The 19444-nt window shown below is 52.6% G+C and carries 21 protein-coding genes; 20 read left to right on the forward strand and 1 reads right to left on the reverse strand.

Annotated features, from left to right (window positions below):
• Nucleotides 1-124: 124 nt before the first annotated feature.
• From BN1247_RS05840 to scpB, 12 genes are all read left to right on the forward strand, one after another.
• Nucleotides 125-955, forward strand: a complete 831-nt coding sequence (locus tag BN1247_RS05840) for a purine-nucleoside phosphorylase (protein WP_054949548.1) — start codon at nucleotides 125-127, stop codon at nucleotides 953-955.
• 2 nt (nucleotides 956-957) lie between these two features.
• The gene (locus tag BN1247_RS05845) at nucleotides 958-1788 is read left to right on the forward strand and encodes a purine-nucleoside phosphorylase (protein WP_054949549.1); all 831 of its coding nucleotides are present in this window, start codon (nucleotides 958-960) and stop codon (nucleotides 1786-1788) included.
• A 151-nt stretch (nucleotides 1789-1939) separates the two neighbouring features.
• A complete protein-coding gene (gene mltG / locus BN1247_RS05850) occupies nucleotides 1940-2989 on the forward strand; it encodes an endolytic transglycosylase MltG (protein WP_054949550.1) in 1050 nt (349 codons plus the stop codon).
• A 119-nt stretch (nucleotides 2990-3108) separates the two neighbouring features.
• Nucleotides 3109-4299, forward strand: a complete 1191-nt coding sequence (locus tag BN1247_RS05855; RefSeq protein ID WP_054949551.1) for a D-alanyl-D-alanine carboxypeptidase family protein — start codon at nucleotides 3109-3111, stop codon at nucleotides 4297-4299.
• Nucleotides 4300-4642: 343 nt separating this feature from the next.
• Nucleotides 4643-4996, forward strand: a complete 354-nt coding sequence (gene spoIIAA / locus BN1247_RS05860) for an anti-sigma F factor antagonist (protein ID WP_054949552.1) — start codon at nucleotides 4643-4645, stop codon at nucleotides 4994-4996.
• Nucleotides 4993-5445, forward strand: a complete 453-nt coding sequence (gene spoIIAB / locus BN1247_RS05865; protein WP_054949553.1) for an anti-sigma F factor — start codon at nucleotides 4993-4995, stop codon at nucleotides 5443-5445. Before spoIIAA ends, spoIIAB begins: the two co-directional genes overlap by 4 nt.
• A gap of 9 nt (nucleotides 5446-5454) precedes the next feature.
• Nucleotides 5455-6210, forward strand: coding sequence for an RNA polymerase sporulation sigma factor SigF (gene sigF, locus BN1247_RS05870; RefSeq protein WP_054949554.1), 756 nt, complete (start codon nucleotides 5455-5457; stop codon nucleotides 6208-6210).
• A gap of 206 nt (nucleotides 6211-6416) precedes the next feature.
• Entirely contained in the window at nucleotides 6417-7058 is a 642-nt protein-coding gene (locus tag BN1247_RS05875) for a stage V sporulation protein AA (RefSeq protein WP_231633164.1), read from the forward strand.
• The gene (locus tag BN1247_RS05880) at nucleotides 7055-7462 is read left to right on the forward strand and encodes a stage V sporulation protein AB (protein ID WP_054949556.1); all 408 of its coding nucleotides are present in this window, start codon (nucleotides 7055-7057) and stop codon (nucleotides 7460-7462) included. Before BN1247_RS05875 ends, BN1247_RS05880 begins: the two co-directional genes overlap by 4 nt.
• A 154-nt stretch (nucleotides 7463-7616) precedes the next feature.
• The gene (gene lysA / locus BN1247_RS05885) at nucleotides 7617-8963 is read left to right on the forward strand and encodes a diaminopimelate decarboxylase (RefSeq protein ID WP_054951520.1); all 1347 of its coding nucleotides are present in this window, start codon (nucleotides 7617-7619) and stop codon (nucleotides 8961-8963) included.
• A 169-nt stretch (nucleotides 8964-9132) separates the two neighbouring features.
• Complete coding sequence (locus BN1247_RS05890; RefSeq protein ID WP_054949557.1) at nucleotides 9133-9879, forward strand: segregation and condensation protein A; 747 nt, start codon at nucleotides 9133-9135, stop codon at nucleotides 9877-9879.
• 68 nt (nucleotides 9880-9947) lie between these two features.
• Entirely contained in the window at nucleotides 9948-10535 is a 588-nt protein-coding gene (gene scpB, locus BN1247_RS05895) for an SMC-Scp complex subunit ScpB (RefSeq protein ID WP_054951521.1), read from the forward strand.
• Nucleotides 10536-10566: 31 nt separating this feature from the next.
• Here scpB and BN1247_RS05900 read toward each other — a convergent pair whose 3' ends face one another.
• Complete coding sequence (locus tag BN1247_RS05900; RefSeq protein ID WP_231633166.1) at nucleotides 10567-11136, reverse strand: class I SAM-dependent methyltransferase; 570 nt, start codon at nucleotides 11134-11136, stop codon at nucleotides 10567-10569.
• A gap of 273 nt (nucleotides 11137-11409) precedes the next feature.
• On the opposite strand from BN1247_RS05900, the gene BN1247_RS05905 reads away from it, so the two are divergent.
• The 8 genes from BN1247_RS05905 to ccsA all read left to right on the forward strand — a co-directional run bounded on the left by BN1247_RS05905 (nucleotide 11410) and on the right by ccsA (nucleotide 19395).
• Complete coding sequence (locus tag BN1247_RS05905) at nucleotides 11410-12042, forward strand: DUF2953 domain-containing protein (RefSeq protein ID WP_187119733.1); 633 nt, start codon at nucleotides 11410-11412, stop codon at nucleotides 12040-12042.
• A complete protein-coding gene (gene ytfJ / locus BN1247_RS05910; protein WP_054949559.1) occupies nucleotides 12015-12482 on the forward strand; it encodes a GerW family sporulation protein in 468 nt (155 codons plus the stop codon). Before BN1247_RS05905 ends, ytfJ begins: the two co-directional genes overlap by 28 nt.
• Nucleotides 12483-12662: 180 nt before the next feature.
• Entirely contained in the window at nucleotides 12663-14018 is a 1356-nt protein-coding gene (locus tag BN1247_RS05915) for a D-alanyl-D-alanine carboxypeptidase family protein (RefSeq protein ID WP_054949560.1), read from the forward strand.
• A gap of 167 nt (nucleotides 14019-14185) precedes the next feature.
• The gene (locus tag BN1247_RS05920) at nucleotides 14186-14773 is read left to right on the forward strand and encodes a nucleoside recognition domain-containing protein (RefSeq protein ID WP_054949561.1); all 588 of its coding nucleotides are present in this window, start codon (nucleotides 14186-14188) and stop codon (nucleotides 14771-14773) included.
• 245 nt (nucleotides 14774-15018) lie between these two features.
• Entirely contained in the window at nucleotides 15019-15552 is a 534-nt protein-coding gene (locus BN1247_RS05925; RefSeq protein ID WP_147675291.1) for a spore maturation protein, read from the forward strand.
• A gap of 165 nt (nucleotides 15553-15717) precedes the next feature.
• On the forward strand, nucleotides 15718-16443 hold the full coding sequence (locus tag BN1247_RS05930; RefSeq protein ID WP_054949563.1) for a pseudouridine synthase: 726 nt from the start codon (nucleotides 15718-15720) through the stop codon (nucleotides 16441-16443).
• Nucleotides 16444-16547: 104 nt separating this feature from the next.
• Nucleotides 16548-18149, forward strand: a complete 1602-nt coding sequence (gene resB, locus BN1247_RS05935) for a cytochrome c biogenesis protein ResB (RefSeq protein WP_054949564.1) — start codon at nucleotides 16548-16550, stop codon at nucleotides 18147-18149.
• Nucleotides 18150-18195: 46 nt separating this feature from the next.
• Entirely contained in the window at nucleotides 18196-19395 is a 1200-nt protein-coding gene (gene ccsA / locus BN1247_RS05940) for a cytochrome c biogenesis protein CcsA (RefSeq protein WP_054949565.1), read from the forward strand.
• Nucleotides 19396-19444 lie beyond the last annotated feature (49 nt).

Genomic DNA, 19444 nt, shown 5'->3' on the forward strand with positions numbered 1-19444 from the left:
GTCACTGTATCGCGGCAATCGAACGCTGTATGCAGCTTGGCTGTATGCTGTCACGCGACATGCCGCTTAACTGCATCTAGTCGAGTGGCATGCGGTGATGTCCATTGATTGAGGAGAGGTGTTTATGTCGTATAAAGAAAAAGTGGCGGAAGCAGCACAGTACATCCAGCAACTCGTACCAGAAAAACCACAAATTGCCCTAATCCTCGGTTCCGGGTTAGGGGTGCTCGCAGAGCAAATCGACAACGAGACGGCAATTCCGTACGAACGCATCCCGCACTTCCCGACGTCGACGGTCGCTGGACACGCGGGACAATTCGTATTCGGCGAGTTGGAAGGGGTACGCGTGGCGGCGATGCAAGGCCGTTTCCACTATTACGAAGGCTATTCGCTGCAAGAAGTGACTTTCCCGTTGCGCGTGATGAAAGCGCTCGGCGTGGAGACGGTGTTTGTGACAAATGCGGCTGGCGGCATTAACGAATCGTTCAACCCGGGCGATTTAATGCTTATTAGCGACCACTTGAACTTTACCTTCCGCAACCCGCTCATCGGGGCGAACGAAGATGAGTGGGGTCCGCGCTTCCCAGACATGTCGGAGCCGTACGACGGGCAGTTGCGCGAGGTAGCGCGGCAAGTCGCGGCGGCAATCGGGATCTCACTTCGCGAAGGGGTATATGCAGGCGTGTTAGGCCCTTGCTATGAAACGCCAGCGGAAATACGCATGCTGCGCACGATCGGCGGCGATGCGGTCGGCATGTCAACTGTACCAGAAGTGATCGTTGCGCGGCACATGGGGCTGCGCGTGCTCGGTATTTCCTGCATTACAAACATGGCCGCCGGCATTTTAGAACAGCCGTTGAACCACGATGAAGTGATGGAAACAGCGGCGCGCGTGCGGGAAACGTTTTTGACACTCGTCAGACAGATCGTGAAAAGAGTCGGGGAGGAGGCGTAACGATGAACACATCTTTGAAGCAAAAAATTGCGGCAGCGGTCGCAAAAATTGAACACACTGCTAAGGTCAAGCCGACTGTCGGTCTCATTCTCGGTTCGGGGCTAGGGGTGTTGGCGGACGAAGTGGAAGATGCCGTACGCATTCCGTATGACCAAATTCCGCATTTTCCTAAATCGACAGTCGAAGGGCACGCCGGGCAACTCGTACTCGGTACGCTCAGCGGCGTCGATGTCGTGCTCATGCAAGGGCGCTTTCATTTTTACGAAGGGTATGAGCAGCGTGAAGTGACGTTTCCCGTCTACGTTATGGCCGCACTAGGTATTCAAACACTCGTCGTCACGAATGCGGCGGGCGGCATGAACGAGCAGTTTGCCGCAGGAGATTTGATGATCATTGACGACCACATTAACTTTACCGGCGCCAACCCGCTCATCGGGGAGAACGACGATACGCTCGGCCCGCGCTTTCCAGACATGTCTGCGGCATACACACCGCGGCTGCGGCAATTGGCGCACGACGTCGCGGCTGCGGAAGACATTCCCGTACAGTCTGGGGTGTACGTCAGCATTAGCGGCCCAACGTACAACACGCCACACGAGCTGATGATGCTCAGAAAGCTCGGCGGCGACGCGGTCGGCATGTCTACTGTGCCGGAAGTGATCGTCGCCCGCTACTTAGGGCTCGACGTGCTCGGCATTACGTGCATTACGGACATGGCGATCGGCGAACAGTTGGAGCCGCTCACGCACGAACAAGTGGTAGAGGTCGCCAACCGCACGCGGCCGCGCTTTATCCAGCTCGTCAAAGCAATATTAGCGAAGGCACAAAGTTGACGGCAGTCGATAAAAAGCATATAAGCTCTATATGAGCAGAAAAACGGCGATTTTCGACATGTTGTCCGGAAATACGCCGTTTTTCTACATAAACCTCCGTTTGCCAAACGGTGGACTTGTTCGATAAGGTGACATGGGAGGGGTGGATTCTTTGAAGAAATGGCTAATCGGCATTGGAGTCGCCATCGTCGTGCTCGGCATCGTCGTGTTTGCCGGCTATAAGTGGTTAATGTTTCAAATCCATGGATCGACGGCAGAAAAAGACTTCCAAGTGATGATTGAAGAAGGTGCAACACTCAAAGACGTGTTAAAAAAGCTTGAAGATGAAAATATGCTCGGAAATGCGAACTACCGTTCGTTATACATGCGTTTTTACGAAGCTGATTATACGTATCAAGCTGGGGAGTACGAAATTAAACGAGGGATGACGTTGGAGCAAACGCTCGCGAAATTCCAAAAAGGGGAAGTCGTCAAGCCAAAAACGGTGAAAGTGACAATTCCTGAAGGATGGAACGTGAAGCAAATTGCGCGCCGCTTAGCGGAGAACAACTTAGGTGACGAGAAGAAGTATATGCAACTTTTTTCTGACCGCAGCTATTATTTTAAGAAGCAAAAAGAGTTTGCGTTTCTGCCACCCTTGAAAAAGCGAACGAAATACCCCTTTGAAGGCTATTTGTTCCCGGCCACGTATGAGTTTGTGCTTGATGCGAAGGAAGAAGACGTCATCGAAAGAATGTTGCAGCAAATGCAAGTCGTCGTCGACAAGCTAGCTGAACAGTATCCGCAAGTTCAAACGAATACGTTAAGGGTATTTACACTCGCTTCGATTATTGAAAAGGAAACGGCAGTCGTCAAGGAACGCCCGCGCGTCGCTGGCGTCTTTGCCAATCGTTTAAAAGTGGGGCAAATCTTACAGTCCGATGCGACAGTTGAGTACGCCCACGGAAAGTATTTGAAGAAGGTTTTGTATAAACATTTGGAAATCGATGACCTATATAATACGTACCGCTATGAAGGTTTACCGCCAGGGCCGATTGCCGCTCCTTCCCTTAGCGCACTCTCGGCGGCAGTGTCCCCGGAAAAACACAATTATTACTATTTTGTCACGAAAAAGGACGGCAGTAGGACGCACTATTTCGCCGAGACGTTAGCGGAACACGAGTCGAATATTGCGAAAAGTGAACAGACGGGGAAAGAGTAAACGAAGCAGCGCGTCCTGTAAACAGCCGAACATTTCTTTTCTTACAGAGCATGTCATACAATGGTATAAATTTTCTAGCGCTAGCCCAAAATAACGTAATAAAAGGAGGCTAGCGCGCAATGAAAAAATGGGTAGCAACAGCGCTATCTTTTGTTATCGTTCTATCGTTCGTTCCGATGCCCCTTCATGCGGCTACTGTCGACTTGGCGCCGCACGCGAAATCAGCCGTGTTGATGGATATGGATACCGGAACCGTTTTGTATGAGAAAGACAGTCATCAACCTTTACCTCCGGCTAGTATTACGAAAATTATGACAATGCTTCTTCTGATGGAGGCGGTCGCGCAAGGGAAGACGTCGCTTGACGAGCGCGTACGCGTGAGTGACTACGCGGCCTCAATGGGCGGGTCACAAATATATCTCGAAGTCGGCGAGGAAATGTCAATCAGTGATTTGTTGAAAGGGATTGCGATCGCCTCAGGGAACGACGCATCGGTCGCCATAGCCGAACATCTCGCCGGTACGGAAGAACAGTTTGTGCAACTGATGAACGAACGGGCGGAAGAGCTCGGGATGAAAGATACGCGTTTCGTCAACTCGAACGGCTTGCCGGCTGACGAACAGCGTACCTCGGCGCACGACATTGCCATCATGTCGCGGGAATTGCTGAAGCACGAAGGAATTACGAAGTTTACGAAGCTGTATCAAGACTATTTGCGGCAAGAGACGGATCGCCCGTTTTGGCTCGTCAACACGAATAAGCTGGTCAAGTTTTACGACGGCGTCGACGGGCTGAAAACGGGCTATACGTCGGAGGCGAAGTTTTGTTTGTCAGCGACGGCGAAGCGCGGCGATTTTCGCGTCATCGCGGTCGTCATGGGCGAACCGAACACAAAAACCCGCAATGCGGAAGTGAGCCGCATGCTCGACTACGCTTTTAACCAGTTTACGAACCACGTACTCGTCCGCTCCGGTGAACGACTCGGCCACGTGCGCGTCGACAAAGGTGAACCGGCGCAATTGACGGTAAAAGCGCCACACCAATTTAGTATTTTGGCAAAAAAAGGGAGTAAGCGCGAAGACTTTCAAACGAACGTCAGATGGAAAAAGGCGTTAAAGGCGCCCCTCAAGGCCGGCGATGCGATCGGCGAATTCGAAGTGACGCGCGGCGACGAAACAGTGAACAAAATTGTATTGACAGCGAACAAAGACGTCCCCCGCGCGACGTGGTGGACGATGACGAAGCGCACGCTGAAAAAAATGTTGTTCATTGATAGCGACGCGCGCGATCCGGAGCAGGAAAAGGATTAGCGCCAAATGAAGGCGGCGGTTTGTGGCTATTCTTTGCAGGTAACTTTGTGAACTCGAGGCGGATCTTGCCGAATTTCCTCGAGTTTTTTCTTCTTTTGTCGACGGGCAGGATTTCCCCTCACAAATACCGAACAGCTAGTCTAATGGCACGCATGCAACCGCTCGCCTCGCTAAACGCGTACGACGAGCAATCGTTAGGTCGAGGAGAGTCTGCATGTACGCAAAGCAGTCAGGCTTTGGGCGAGCCGGGCTTTGTGCAGGTTGCATGGACGCAATTGCTTGCATCGGCGCATGCGTGGAAGGTGACAAAACTATTCGGTACATGTTAAAGGAGTGAGTGACAGTGAGTTTGCAGATTGAACTTAAACCGCGCCGCGACATTTTAGTCGTCCGCCTTTCTGGTGAATTGGATCACCATACGGCGGACGGGGTGCGCCGGCAAATTGACGAAGCGATAGTGCGGGACGGCTATACCCACCTCGTCTTCAGTTTGCGCGAGCTGACGTTTATGGACAGTTCCGGTCTCGGGGTCATTCTCGGACGCTATAAACGCATTAACCAGCAAAACGGCACCTTAGCCGTTTGCGCCCTGTCACCGGCTGTGAAAAAACTGTTTGATTTATCGGGTATGCACAAAATTTTAAGGGCTTACGAGCGAGAGGAAGAGGCACTCGCTTCGTTAGGGGTGGCATCATGAGCGAGATGACGAAAAATTACATGCGCTTAGAGTTTGCGAGTGTGTCCGCCAATGAAGCGTTTGCGCGCGTCGCCGTCGCGTCGTTCATCTCCCAACTCGACCCGACGCTGGAAGAGTTGACCGACATTAAAACAGTTGTGTCGGAAGCAGTTACGAACGCGATTATCCACGGCTACGGAAGCAACCCGGGGAAGACGGTCGTCATCGAGACGGCAATCGCCGACAACCGCGTCGAAATCGCGATTCAAGATCACGGCGTCGGAATCGAAAATGTGGATGAGGCGAGGCAGCCGCTGTACACGTCGAAACCGGAGCTGGAGCGGTCGGGAATGGGCTTTACGATAATGGAAAATTTTATGGATAGTTGTGAAATTATGTCAGCGCCAAACGCGGGGACGACGGTTAAACTCGTCAAATACTTACAAGCTAGCCCGCTACTTAAGCGGTAGGGGATGCCAATGGATACGGACGTACGCAATGCACGGCATCCTTATTTGTCGGATGAAGAAGTAAAGAGGCTCATTAAGCAAAGCCAAGTAGGTGACGGGGAAGCGCGCGAACGGCTCATCCACCATAACATACGGTTAGTATGGTCGGTCGTGCAGCGATTTATTAACCGCGGTTACGAAGCGGACGATTTGTTTCAAATCGGTTGCATCGGCCTCCTTAAGGCGGTCGATAAATTTGACCTTTCGTACGACGTCAAATTTTCGACGTATGCCGTGCCGATGATTATCGGGGAAATACAGCGTTTCCTACGCGACGACGGCGCCATTAAAGTGAGTCGCTCGCTGAAGGAGACGGCCAACCGCATCCGCAAAACGAAGGATGAGTTATCCAAAAAACTCGGGCGACTGCCGACGATTAGCGAAATTGCGGAAGCGATGGAAATTGCGCCGGAAGAAGTCGTCTTTGCACAAGAGGCGAACCGCGCGCCGTCGTCGATCCACGAAAAAGTGTACGAAAACGACGGTGACCCGATTACGCTCATGGATCAAATTGCCGATGAGCAAGGGGGCGGCTGGTTCGACAAAGTCGTGCTGCGCGAAGCGATCGCCCGCTTGAACGAGCGGGAGAAGCTCATCGTCTACTTGCGTTATTACAAAGATCAGACGCAAGCGGAAGTTGCCGAGCGTTTAGGCATTTCCCAAGTGCAAGTGTCGCGGTTAGAGAAAAAAATATTGCTACAAATGCGGGATCATATGGAGGCGTGAAGCGCCTCGTTTTTTTTCGCTCCAACCACACATACTACTGACACACGCGTTGCGCGCACACGTTGCGAGCGGCGTGAGGAATTGGCCTCTCATACGTTGTGAGCACCGCGGAGACACATCTGTACAGATCGCATATCTGTATAGATGAAGACACGCGAGCGCGCCAAAAAGGTGTGAGGCTATGTGAGGGTGCAGGTGAGGACATGATGTCGCAATCACAAGAAAAAGTGTACATTCGCCTCAAAAAACGTCAGACGGTCACGGCCGGCGAGACGGTTACACTGGGCGATATTGCCAACGTGCTCGCCCTAGAGGAGCAGCAGGGCCTACGCGAACTACCTCTGTTGCGCGTCCCTTCCGGTGAGCACTTTATCGTCGTCGACGCATTGGACGTAATTGCACAAATCCTCCGCGTCCATCCGGCGCTTCACGTGGAGGCGGTCGGCGCTACAGACACGATCTTGGAGGTAAAAAAGAAGCGTTACGTACCGTCGTACGCAGCACTCGTCGCCGTCTGGTTACTCCTGTTTGTCGGTTCTGGCCTTGCCATTATGAATTTCCATGCCGACGTGAGTATGTTGGACGTACACCGGCGGCTCTACTATTTACTCACGGGGGAACAGTCTGCCCGCCCGCTAATTTTACAAATCCCGTATTCTGTCGGCGTAGGGATCGGCATGATCGTGTTTTTCAATCGGCTGTTCAAACGGCGCTTTAACGAAGAACCGTCGCCGTTAGAAGTGGAAATGTTTTTGTACCAGGAGAGTATCGATCAATACGTCGTACAGCGCGAACGCGAGCAAGGGCAGGGTAGTGAATCCCAGGAACAAGGCGGCAGGGGTATATGACGGTCGTCTTAATTTTTATAGGATTAGCGGGCGGCATCGCTGTCGGCAGCGCGTTCGTCGCTTTGCTAACTGTTTTAGACATCGTTCCCCGTTTACACCAACTGACGTGCACGACGCGCCACGTCGGCTGGTCCGAACAGGCGATTGCCGTCGGGGCAGTTTTTTGGACGTGTGCCGATTTTTTTGACTGGCAGTGGACGATTCCCGCGGCTGGGCTCGTCCTCGTCGGCTTACTAGCAGGTTGTTTTGTCGGCATGCTCGCCGCAGCTTTAACGGAAGTGCTCAACGTCTTGCCCATTTTAAGTAAGCGGCTGGCAATGGAACGGTGGTTGTTTTATTTGCTCATGGCGATGGTGTTAGGAAAAGTGTGTGGCTCCCTCCTACAGTGGCTCCTCGTGGAGTAACGTGTTCACTCGCACAGTGGCGCCCAGCCGATCAGCCTTTAATTTGCTGTACAAGGACAGAATACGGCCGTGCACTGTTGTTAGATTCCACCGCATATGCTATCATTCTTAATAATTTTAAAAAGCGCTGCTAGAGGGGAGACCCGTGACACCGATGAAATTACACGGAACGAGTCACATTAACGAAAAAGGCCATTTAACGATCGGCGGTTGTGATACGGTCGAGTTGGCCGCACAATTTGGTACACCGCTTTACGTATTAGACGAACAACTGATCAGGGAGCGCTGCCGCGCCTACGTGGCCGCGTTTCGCCAAGCGAATGTTGACTTTCAAGTCGCTTACGCGAGTAAGGCGATGAGTACGTTGGCCATATGCCGTTTAATAGAGGAGGAAGGGTTGGCGCTCGATGTCGTATCCGACGGCGAGTTGTACACGGCATTACAAGCGGGCTTTCCACCGGAGCGCATCCACTTTCACGGAAACAATAAATCGCTTGCCGAACTGACGATGGCCCTCGATGCGAACATCGGAGGCATTGTCGTCGATAACTTTACCGAATTGCACATGTTACGTACATTAGCGAGCGAACGACAGCAGCATGTGCACATATTGTTGCGCTTATCGCCCGGCGTCGAGGCGCATACGCACGCGTACATTCAAACCGGGCAGGAGGATTCGAAGTTCGGGTTTGACCTCGCTAGCGGGCAAGCGGCCAAAGCGGTAGAGATCTGCCAGCGTTCGCCAGAGATCAGCCTGTTAGGGTTTCACAGTCACATCGGGTCACAAATTTTTGACGTGCAGGGGTATCGCATGACAATCCGAAAACTGGCGCAATTCTCGCAAGAGTGCTACGAGTCGTACGGTCATGTGAGTGAAGTGGTCAATATCGGGGGAGGCTTCGGTATTCACTACTGTGAAGGCGACAAACCGCTAACGGCGGAACGGTATATCGAGGCGATTGTCGCTGAGGTGCGCGCTTCGTTTACCCATCAGCCGCTGCCGGCGATTTGGATCGAGCCGGGTCGCAGCATCGTCGGAGAAGCGGGAACGACGCTTTACCGCGTCGGTACAGAAAAACGCATCCCAGGCATTCGTCATTACGTCGCAGTCGACGGCGGCATGGCGGACAATCCGCGCCCCGCGCTGTATCAAGCAAAATATGCGGCGCTCGTCGCGAACAAGGCAGGGAAGCCAGCGACACAAACCGTCTCGATCGCCGGAAAATGCTGTGAAAGCGGCGATATGCTCATTTGGGACGTCGCACTGCCCGACCTCGCACAAGGGGACGTACTAGCTGTCCTCAGTACGGGAGCGTACAACTACTCGATGGCGAGCAACTACAACCGCCTGCGCCGTCCGGCTGCGGTGTTAGTGAACGACGGCAACGCCGACGTGATCGTACAGCGGGAGACGTTTGCCGATTTGACGCGCCACGACGTCATCCCAGCGCGTCTGCAGAAGCCGACGACGGTGTCGCCGGAAGTGGCCGATATCAAGTAGCAGATGCCGCCGGAAGACGGGTCGGAATGTCGGCCGGAATATACTAAGACTAGAACGAGTGCCGCAGAAGCTACCGGCACTCGTTCCTAGTTTTGGCCTTCCTGCCCCGTTAGATTGCTTGTTTTTGCCCCCTTTTGGTATAATATCACCATTAGTAGGTGATTAGCCCGTGCAAATAGAGTTGAAATTAGAGGCGTTCGAAGGCCCGCTCGATTTGTTGCTCTACTTAATCGAGCGGGCCGAAATTGACGTGTTCGACATCCCCATTAGCGCTGTGACAGAGCAGTATATGGAAGTACTCACTGAGATGCAGCGGCTAGAGTTGGAGGTTGCGAGTGAGTTTTTAGTGATGGCGGCAACGCTGTTAGCGATGAAGAGCCGCATGCTTCTGCCGCAGCCGGAACCGGACCCGCTCAGCGACTTGTACGACGAAGAAGAAGAGCTGATCGACCCGCGCGAACAGTTAATTATGCGCCTCATCGAATATAAGCGGTTCAAAATGTTAGCCGAAAAGCTAAAAGCGCGCGGCAGTGAGCGCGCCCAAGTTTTTTCCCGTTTGCCGGCCGATCTCGGTCGGTTTATGCCGCCGGAAGAGCCGCCCCGCGTACAGGACGTTTCCGTCTACCAGCTTATCGACGCGTTTCAAACCGTGCTACAAAAAACGAAGCCTGCTCAGCCGCGGGTAAGAAGCGTCCAACGGGAGGAGCTGTCGATTCAAGAGCAGATCGATGCGTTGCGCGCCCAGTTGCAGCAGAACGAGCAACTCTTTTTTTCCGAGTTGTTCGAAGAGATGCCGACGCGGGAGGCGGTGATCGTCACCTTTCTCGCGCTGCTCGAATTAATGAAAAAGCGAGAAGTGACGTGTTGGCAAGACGGTCGCTTCGCAGAGATTGTCATTAGCGCGTATGCGAAGTGAGTGAACACTCGTGCACGGGCATACGATTAGGACGTACGAGGTGGAATGTTTGCATGGATGATGTCTGCATGGATGATACGGAACTAAAAGCAGTGTTGGAAGGGTTGTTGTTTATCGCCGGAGACGAAGGATTAACTGTCAAGCAGTTGGCTAACGTCCTCGAGATGACGAAGGAAGAAGCAAAAGATTTGGCCGACGACTTGCAAGCCGATTACGAGCGGCAGCGGAGGGGGCTAAAGATCGCAGTCGTCGCCGGGGCGTATCAATTGACGACTCGTCCAGAGCACGCGCCTTATTTTACGGCATTCGCGGTGTCCCCGAACGCGTCGACATTGTCCCAGGCCGCGTTAGAGACGCTGGCGATCGTCGCTTATAAACAGCCAATTACGCGGGCGGAAATCGAAGATATTCGCGGGGTAAAAAGTGAACGTCCGCTACATACGCTCAGTGCGAAACGTCTCATTAAAGAAGTCGGACGGGCGGAAGGGATAGGCCGTCCCATTTTGTACGGAACGACCGAGGAGTTCTTGACGAGCTTCGGGTTACAAAGTCTCGAGGCGCTGCCGCCGCTCGACGAAACGGTCGACCGCGAGGACGTCGAAGCGGAGCACGAGGAACTGTTCGCTAAACTGGCTCCGCCGTCTCGGGAGGAGTAAACAATCGTTTGCCAATCGAATGCCGTCAACATTAATTCTGACAATAATAAACGAAAGCTGGCGGTATGTTGAGGGGCACCATTTTTATGTCGATATTAGCAAAACGCGATTTAAGCTGTTTTTTCATTTGCAACGAGTATTGAAAGGCGATAAACTGTCCCCCCGGTTTCAACGTCTGCACAACGCCGTCTAAAATTTTGTTGCGTACGCTTTGCGGGAAGTTAGCAAAGGGCAATCCGGAAAGAATGTAATCGGCGTGACGTATTCCCGCTGCCTGCATCTCGGCGTGAATATGTTCCGCATTTTGACAAAAGTGGAGGTTGGCGTACTCGCTCTGTAGCCGCTGCCGCATCTCGCCATCTTGTTCAAACACGAGCACCGTACAACCGTCAGGTTTTGCTTCGTGAAGATAGCTGGTAAAAACGCCGGTACCCGCCCCTAGCTCGATGACACAATTGCTTTCCTCCCAAGTGATCCGCTCGGTCATCGCTCGCGCCAAGTAGAGTGAACTCGGGGTGATACTCCCGATTTTTTTAGGCGATACAAAAAATTTCTTCAAAAATAGCATTTTATCGACTAATGTACCTGTCGTTTTTTCCACTTCATCCACTCCCAGTCGTGTATCAGACTTTTTTTGTAAAAAACAGCTACATGTGACTATGTGTCGACGAAAACGATATGTCAACTGCAAGACGCGCAATGTTAGATAACATAACGATAAGTGACCGTTATTAAGAAAATTAGCCGAGCAACCTTAATTTTTAAAAAAAATGAACGATGCATAAGCCCGGACGATTTAGGGAAAAATTTCTAACGTTGTAAAGGGGTGGGGCTTATCGTTTGGGTTGTCTCTGGGTTTATCTGCTTATTAATAGTGTTAGTCATTTTACACTTTTTGATAATAAAAGTCGAGCTCACTTACGAGCGCGAACGAAAAAATGATGTGTTCGTCCTAACAGTTACAACGCTTGGCGGGCTCATAAAGTTGCGGCGGAACATTTCGCTCGTCGACCTTGAATTAAAAGACCTCAGTGTAGAGCTACGCGAACAAAAGCGTGGAGCGTCCCCGTCTGACCAGCCGACTAAGAAGCGGCTAACTGTTGCGGAGATCGTGCAGCGCTATAAACGTTGGCAGCAGTGGGTGTCGCGCATTACCGGCTTATATGCAATTGCGCAGGCATTTTTAAAAAAGGTGCGTTGCAAAAAGCTCGTATGGCATACGACGATTGGCACGGAGGACGCTGCGGTTACTGGTGCGCTTACTGGGATGATCTGGGGTTTGCAAACCGCAGCGGCCAGCTTTGGCTGCCACTCTTTGCGCATGGAGACGGAACCTCAAATCGCGGTGAGCCCAAATTTTAGTCTGCCGGCCTTCGAGGTGCATTTTTGCTGCATACTTCAATTTCGCCTCGGGCAGGCTATATTTGCTGGGACGCGTATTTTCCTTCATCTAAAGAAGAGTGGAAGGAGTGAACAGAAGTGGCGGAACACCCCATCCAAAGCTTAATGAAGACCTCGATGGAAAACATTAAAGAAATGATCGATGTCAATACGATCGTCGGCGATCCGGTGGAGACGCCAGACGGCAGTGTCATTTTACCCGTGTCGAAAGTCGGGTTTGGCTTCGCAGCCGGCGGTAGCGAATTCCCGCCGCCAGAGCGCAATAAAGGGGCAGGCGACTCGCTAGATAGTGAACAAAAGTTGCCGTTTGGCGGCGGCAGCGGGGGCGGTGTGTCGATTACACCGATCGCCTTTCTCATCGTCAATGCACAAGGGGTTAAAGTGCTCAGTTTGGACCACGCGACACACCTGTACGATCGCTTACTCGACATGGCGCCGACCGTCGTGGAAAAAATTCAACACATGGCGAAGGGTAAACGCGGGCAGGCAGGGCAAATGGGGTCTGCGGGGCAAAATTGTAGGCCGAACGAATTTGGCGCAAATTGACAGAGAGTTCCGTTCAGTGCGGGTTGTCGTCTAGAACCGTTCCAATGGGGACGGTTTTTTTTATGTTGCTCATACGCTTATTTGTGCGCCATGCGTGTGCAGTTGCCGTGGTGCGGGCATATGCGTAGCTTGTACTCATATACATATATAAACGAACGACGGGACAAGGGGAGACGACGTGTGAAGTGGAGTGTGCGGAGGGCAGTGTGGTTGCGGTGCGTTTGCTGTTTTGCACTGACGGGGGCGGTGGCGTTCGCGGACGTCAATCTGTCCGGAGGGAGTGCAAAAGCAACAGTGGACACTGCTGCTGTGCAAGCGAGGGCGGGGCATGCAAACACGGAAGAGAGCGAAAAGGTTGACCGCGAGAATACAGTGGCAGACACGGACGTGGCCCAACCGGAAGTGAGTGCGAAAGCAGCAGTGTTAGTCGACGTAAACAGCGGACGCGTGCTGTATGAGAAAAACGCCGATGAACAGCTACCGATCGCCAGCATTACGAAAATTATGACGGCTATTGTCGCAATCGAGCACGGTAACTTAGACGACATCGTAACGGTGAGCCCTCGTGCGACCCGCAAGGAAGGGTCGTCTGTCTATTTGAAAAAAGGCGAGCGTATTTCCTTGCGCCACTTGCTGTACGGGCTCATGCTCCGTTCGGGCAACGACACCGCTGTGGCAATCGCCGAGTTCATCGGGAAATCGGAGGAAGGTTTCGTCACGCTCATGAATGAAAAGGCGGAGTATTTGGGAATGACACATAGCCATTTTGCGAATCCGCACGGTTTAGACGCGGCGGGGCACTATTCGTCAGCGCGCGACATGGCGACGCTAACGCGTTATGCGCTCGCTAACGAGGAGTTTCAAAAAATTGTGGCGACACATGCGATTCAAGTGCCCGATCCCGGAGAGAAATGGAACCGCAAGTGGTACAACAAAAACAAAATGCTCAGCCTGTTCCCGGGAGCGGACGGAGTGAAAACAGGTTATACGTCGAAAGCGAGACGGACGCTCGTCGCTTCGGCGACGCAGAGTGGGCAACAGCTCGTCACAGTGACGTTGAACGCGCCGGACGACTGGCGCGATTCGAGTGAGATGCTCGCCTACGGCTTTCGTCAGTACCCGCTGCGTGCAGTCGTTAAGCGCGGGGAAGTCGTCCATATGGTGCCGCAAGCGGACAAAGGCGAACCGACCGTCAATATCGTGGCGGCTCAAGATTTTCAATACCCCCTTACCGAGACAGAAAGGACGGCGGTGGCGCAACAAGTACACGTGGATGAGCGCTTAGTCGCCAAAGTGTCTGCTGGCGCGCACGTCGGCACGTTGTCTCTTTCGTTACACGGGAAAGTGATCGGCTCGGTGCCGCTCACTGTACAGTCGAACGGACAGCGTACTAGTCAAGGAAACAGTCAAGGAAAGAGTCGGGGAGGCAGACAGGAAAACAGTGACGCAAACGGTACGCGGCGTGCGGGAGAGGAACAGTCGTTTTTTGTGCGTTGGTTGTCGCTCATTTCGCCCGTGTGGGGAGGCAGAAATTAAGTTAAGCGATGAGACAAACGGGTGTCGACGTATTTTTTTAGGGATGGGTCGAACGGGTATCGACGTATTTTTTTGTGGAAGCGCACGGTGGGTCATGTTTACTTCTAGCAGGAAGTGAGCCTTCGGATCAGGTGAATGCCTTTAGAGGTTAAGGGAGGAGGGGCGATATGCTTCCTTACATATGGACGTTTTTTATCGTTTCCGGAGTGATTGCCGCGGCGGCACAAGGAAAAATCGACAGTGTCTTTCCCGCCGTGCTCACAGGAGCGAAAGAGTCCCTACTACTTTGTGCCGGATTAGTGACAGTAATGGCTTTTTGGCTCGGGCTAATGAAAATCGCGGAAGAGGCGGGACTCGTACGATTGCTGGCGCGGCTCATTTCTCCGCTGATGCCATTCCTTTTTCCCGACGTGCCGCGGAAGCATCCGGCGGTCGGTTACATCGTATCGAACATTTCTGCCAACTTGTTCGGCCTCGGTAATGCGGCGACGCCAATGGGGATCAAAGCGATGCAGGCGTTGCAAGAGTTAAATCCAAATAAAGAGACGGCTACTCCGGCGATGTGTACGCTACTCGCGATTAATACGGCGGGGGTGACGCTCATTCCGACGATGGTGCTCGGTATTCGCATGCAGTACGGTTCGGCGGCGCCAGCGGAAATTATCGGGCCGACGCTAATCGCTACGTGCTGTGGTACGCTGGCGGCACTCGCGTTGGATCGGTGGTTCCGCTTTCGCTCACACGTGCGGCAATAGCATTAAGCGCGAGGACGACCACAGGCAGCTTGGCGAGGAAGTTTGTACACATGACGCTCGTACGACGCTGGTCTCGCCAAGCCGATCGTGCGAACCTGAATACAACAGACGTCGCGATCACAACCGCGCGCAGGATGAAGTAGCGAGCGGTTGCGGTTGGGAGCGAAAGCGGTGTCGGTGCTGGCACGTGGAGCGGCGTTTGCCGGGACAAGGTTACGTAGTCTAAAGAGAAAGCAGGTGGGATGTTGTTAGCTACAATGGAATTAATCTCAAGTTGGCTGTTGCCAGCACTCATCGCTTTCGTACCAGTCTACGGCTTGGCGCGGCGAGTGAATGTGTTTGACAGTTTCGTCAGCGGTGCCAAAGAGAGCATTCCGACGATGCTTAGCATTTTTCCTAACTTGCTCGGGATGATGGTCAGTATTCACGTGTTTCGCGAATCGGGGGCGATGGATCTCGTGATTGCCGCGCTCTCTCCGTTGTTACAGTGGATGAATTTTCCTGAAGAAGTCGTGCCACTGGCGATGATGCGACCCATTTCCGGCTCGGGTTCACTCGCGCTCGCGGCGGAATTAATCCGCGACTACGGCCCAGACACTTTCCTCGGGCGCCTCGCTTCGACGATGCAAGGGAGTACCGATACGACGTTGTACGTGCTCACCGTCTACTTCGGCGCCGTTAGTATTCGCAACAGCCGCTACGCGTTAAAGGTCGGTTTACTCGCCGATGCGGTCGGCTTGCTGTCCGCGTGGCTGTTAGTGACCGTTATGTTTGCCTAATAGAAAGCGCCACCGCCGCTGTACCGCCTGGCGAGGGGGCTTTTTTTGTGAAGGTGTATAGGAAGGTGTTATAATATGTGATAACGTTGTCGGCTGGCTACTGTCCAGTCGTTTTTCTTGTGTGTATGCCGAAAGACCGTTAAGATGGGAAGGTGAGGTGGTACGGTGCAAGAACGTTTGCAAAAAGTCATTGCCGGCGCCGGCATTGCGTCGCGCCGTAAAGCGGAACAACTCATTGCTGCCGGACGGGTGCAAGTGAACGGGGAGACGGTGACGACACTCGGAACAAAAGTCGATGTGAACAGTGACGAAGTGACTGTCGACGGCCGGACCATCGGGCAGGAAACGTTTCACTATTACATGTTTTATAAACCGACCGGCGTCATTACGAGTGTGGAAGACCAGTTTGCGCGCAAGGTCGTCACAGATTACTTTAAACGCGTGCCGGCGAGGATGTACCCAGTCGGGCGCTTGGATTACGACACGGAAGGGCTCTTATTAATGACGAACGACGGGGAGCTCACACATCGCTTAACGCACCCTAGCTATGAAATCGAAAAGAGTTACCTCGCACGCGTCAAGGGGGTGCCAAATGACGCCGCACTTATGCAGTTGCGCCGCGGCGTGGCGCTCGATGACGGTCTAACGGCGCCGGCGCGCGCCTCGCTCGTCCGCGTCGAAGGAGAAAACGCGTGGCTACGGCTCGTCATTCACGAAGGGAGAAACCGACAAGTACGGCGCATGTGTGCGGCGGTCGGTTTTCCGGTACTTACTTTAAAGCGGGACGGCCTCGGCTGTCTAACCCTCGGTAAACTGACAGCGGGACAATATCGTCCCTTGCAGAAGAGAGAATTGGACAAGTTGCGGCAGTTAGTCGGGCTAAACAGTTAAGAGGTTCACACAATAGTCAAAGGTACAATCTAAGCATTTTTGTTATCAAAGTTATAATAATGTGGAGAGTGTGCGTAAGTAGAGTGGGGGCTGGTGTAACAAAAATGGTTGAAAATACGAAGTGTGCGTGCGGACACAACAACCCAGTCGGAACTGTTTTGTGCGAGCACTGCGGGCGTCCGCTCGACGTTGAAGTTGAGAATATCGCGCAAGGAAAGTTAGACATGCGCTACGAAGGGAAAGCGCGGCGTTCACAAAAACGACATAAGTCGCTCGTCGACCGCGTATGGACGTTTTTTTCTTCTGTTAAAGTCGCGATCGTCTTGATTGCCATTACCCTTCTCGCTTCCATCATCGGCACGATTTTTCCCCAAGAGCGAAACATTTCGGCCGTCGACGTCGAAGCTTGGTACGAACAGGAGTACGGCGTATGGGGTGAAATATACTACAACCTCGGATTAGGCGATTTGTATGGTTCGTGGTGGTACGTGCTGTTAGTGTTTCTCATCGGCACATCGCTCGTCATCTGTAGCCTCGACCGCATTATCCCGCTGTATAAGGCGCTCAAATATCAGCGCGTCAAAAAAGACGTCGGCTTTATTGAGAAACAGCGCGTCGCCGGCAAGCGCGACATTGCAAACGAAGACGGCGGAGCACTGCTCGACAGGCTCGCCTTGAAACTGTCGGAGCGGCGGTATAACGTGAGGCGCGAAGGCAACGCCTTGCTAGCGGAGAAAGGAAGAATTAGCCGCTGGGGACCGTACATTAACCATATCGGACTCATTATTTTCTTGATCGGCATGTTAATGCGGTTGTTGCCCGGCTGGTATTTGGACGAGATGACGTGGGTTGTCGAAGGTGAGACGAACAAACTGCGCGGCACGGAATATTACCTCAAAAATAATGGTTTCAAGGTCGAATACTACGACCCGGAAGAAGCGGGGCAACAAAAGATCGAAAAGAAATTTGAGACGAAAGCGGTGTTGTATGAAAAAGATTTAGCGAGCGGCAAAATGACTGAAGTAGCTGAAAAAGCGATCAACGTGAACGACCCGCTGCAGTACAACGGTGTAAATATTTATCAAGCGCTATATCAAGAACAAGCGTTAACCGCGATGACTTTGGCTGTCACCGATAAAAAAACTGGTGAGGCTGTCGGGGAAATAGATATTGATTTGCGCGATCCGGACACGATGTACGAATTGCCAGGAGGGGTTAAGATCGAAGCGCTGCGGTACTATCCGTCTTTCGCGCTCGAAGAGACAACAGGTGTGGACGGAGAAGTGAAAACGCGTGCGGCGACTCGTTCGCGCGATCCGGATCAACCAGGCTTGCAGTTCAAAATTACGTCGCCTAAAGTACCGGATGGTGAGGAAATATGGGTGATTGCAGGTGGAAATCTCGACGAACAGTTTAAAGACAACCGCTACAAACTGAAATTGTCTAACATCGAGTTCGCCTATTCGAGTGGGCTGCAGGTGCGCATCGATAAAGCGTTGCCGATCGTTTTGGTCGGTGCGGTCATTTTTCTCATCGGCGTGGTGATGGGCTTTCACTGGCAACATCGCCGCGTATGGGTCAACATTAAGGACGACATGCTCTACTTCGGCGCCCATACGAATAAAAACTGGTACGGACTGAAAAACGATGTGCGGCCCGCCGCGGAGGCCGCCGACATACACATCGGGGACGATGCGAAATCGTAACGGAGTAATTGCTTGGGTTAATCCCAAATTGTAGGAGGAATAAGGCATGAACCTTTTGTTAGTCGCGTTTTTTCTATATTTATTCGCGGCAATTGCGTTCATCGTATCGATCACGGGCCAGAAGTGGCGTTCTAAAGGCACAGATGTCGGCAAACGGCTCGGAACCGTCGGCATTGTGTTAACGCTGTTGGCACTTTTGTGCCACGCGAGCTTTATTGTCTACCGCATTTTCGTCGGTGGTTTTTTTCCGACGAGTAACATGTTTGAGTTCATGTCGTTTCTCGGTTTTTGTATTGCCGTCGCCTTCGTGCTCATTTACAAATTGTACAAAGTACGAGTCATCGGCGCGTTCGCGCTACCGCTCGTACTCGTCTTAATCGGGTACGCTTCCGTGTTCCCGACGGAAATTAAGCCGCTCGTGCCGTCGTTACAAAGTTCCTGGCTGTATATCCACGTGACGTTAGTCGCCCTCGGCAACGGGGCGTTTGGCGTTGCCTTTGTCGCCGGGCTCATTTATTTGATTCGTACCGTCGACCGCAAAACGCAGCGCGCGAGTGCCTTTTTTCTCGAAGCGATTCTCGCCATGGTCATTATGGTCATCGCTTTTGTCGGGCTGTCGTTTGCGTTTGAAGGGCTAGTCGGTTACGAGGCGTCGTATGAGCACACGGTCGTCGACGCGAATACGCAAAAAGAGCGAGTCGTCGTCGATCGCTATGACTTACCTCCGATTTTCATTCAGAAAGACGCGAAAGCAATCGAAACGCAGCCGTTTTTAGGAATGGAAATGGGTTGGATTGAGACATCCTTTTTGAATGCGCGCAAGTTGAATTCCCTCGTTTGGTCAATCGCCGTCGGGCTCCTTTTGTACGGGCTCATCCGCTTAATCGCGCGCAAACCGCTTGGGGAAGCGCTGAAGAAGGGGCTAGTCAAAGGGATTGATGCGGAAACGGCCGAAGAAATTAGTTACCGCGCCATCGCGATTGGCTATCCGATCTTTATTCTCGGCGGCCTCATCTTTGCGTCTATTTGGGCGCACTACGCGTGGGGGCGCTTCTGGGGTTGGGATCCGAAAGAGGTTTGGGCGCTTATTACGTTTTTATTTTACAGTTTGTATTTGCACCTCCGGCTTTCCCGTGGTTGGCATGGCAAAAAATCTGCCTGGTTTGCCGTCGCCGGGTTTGTCGTCGTCATGTTTAACTTAGTTGTCGTCAATTTGGTCATCGCCGGCTTACATTCATACGCATAACCGATCTAGGGGCACCTTGGCGGTTAGACGTTCAGAAGTTAATCTGCGA

The organism is Numidum massiliense (assembly GCF_001375555.1).
Classification (GTDB): domain Bacteria; phylum Bacillota; class Bacilli; order Thermoactinomycetales; family Novibacillaceae; genus Numidum; species Numidum massiliense.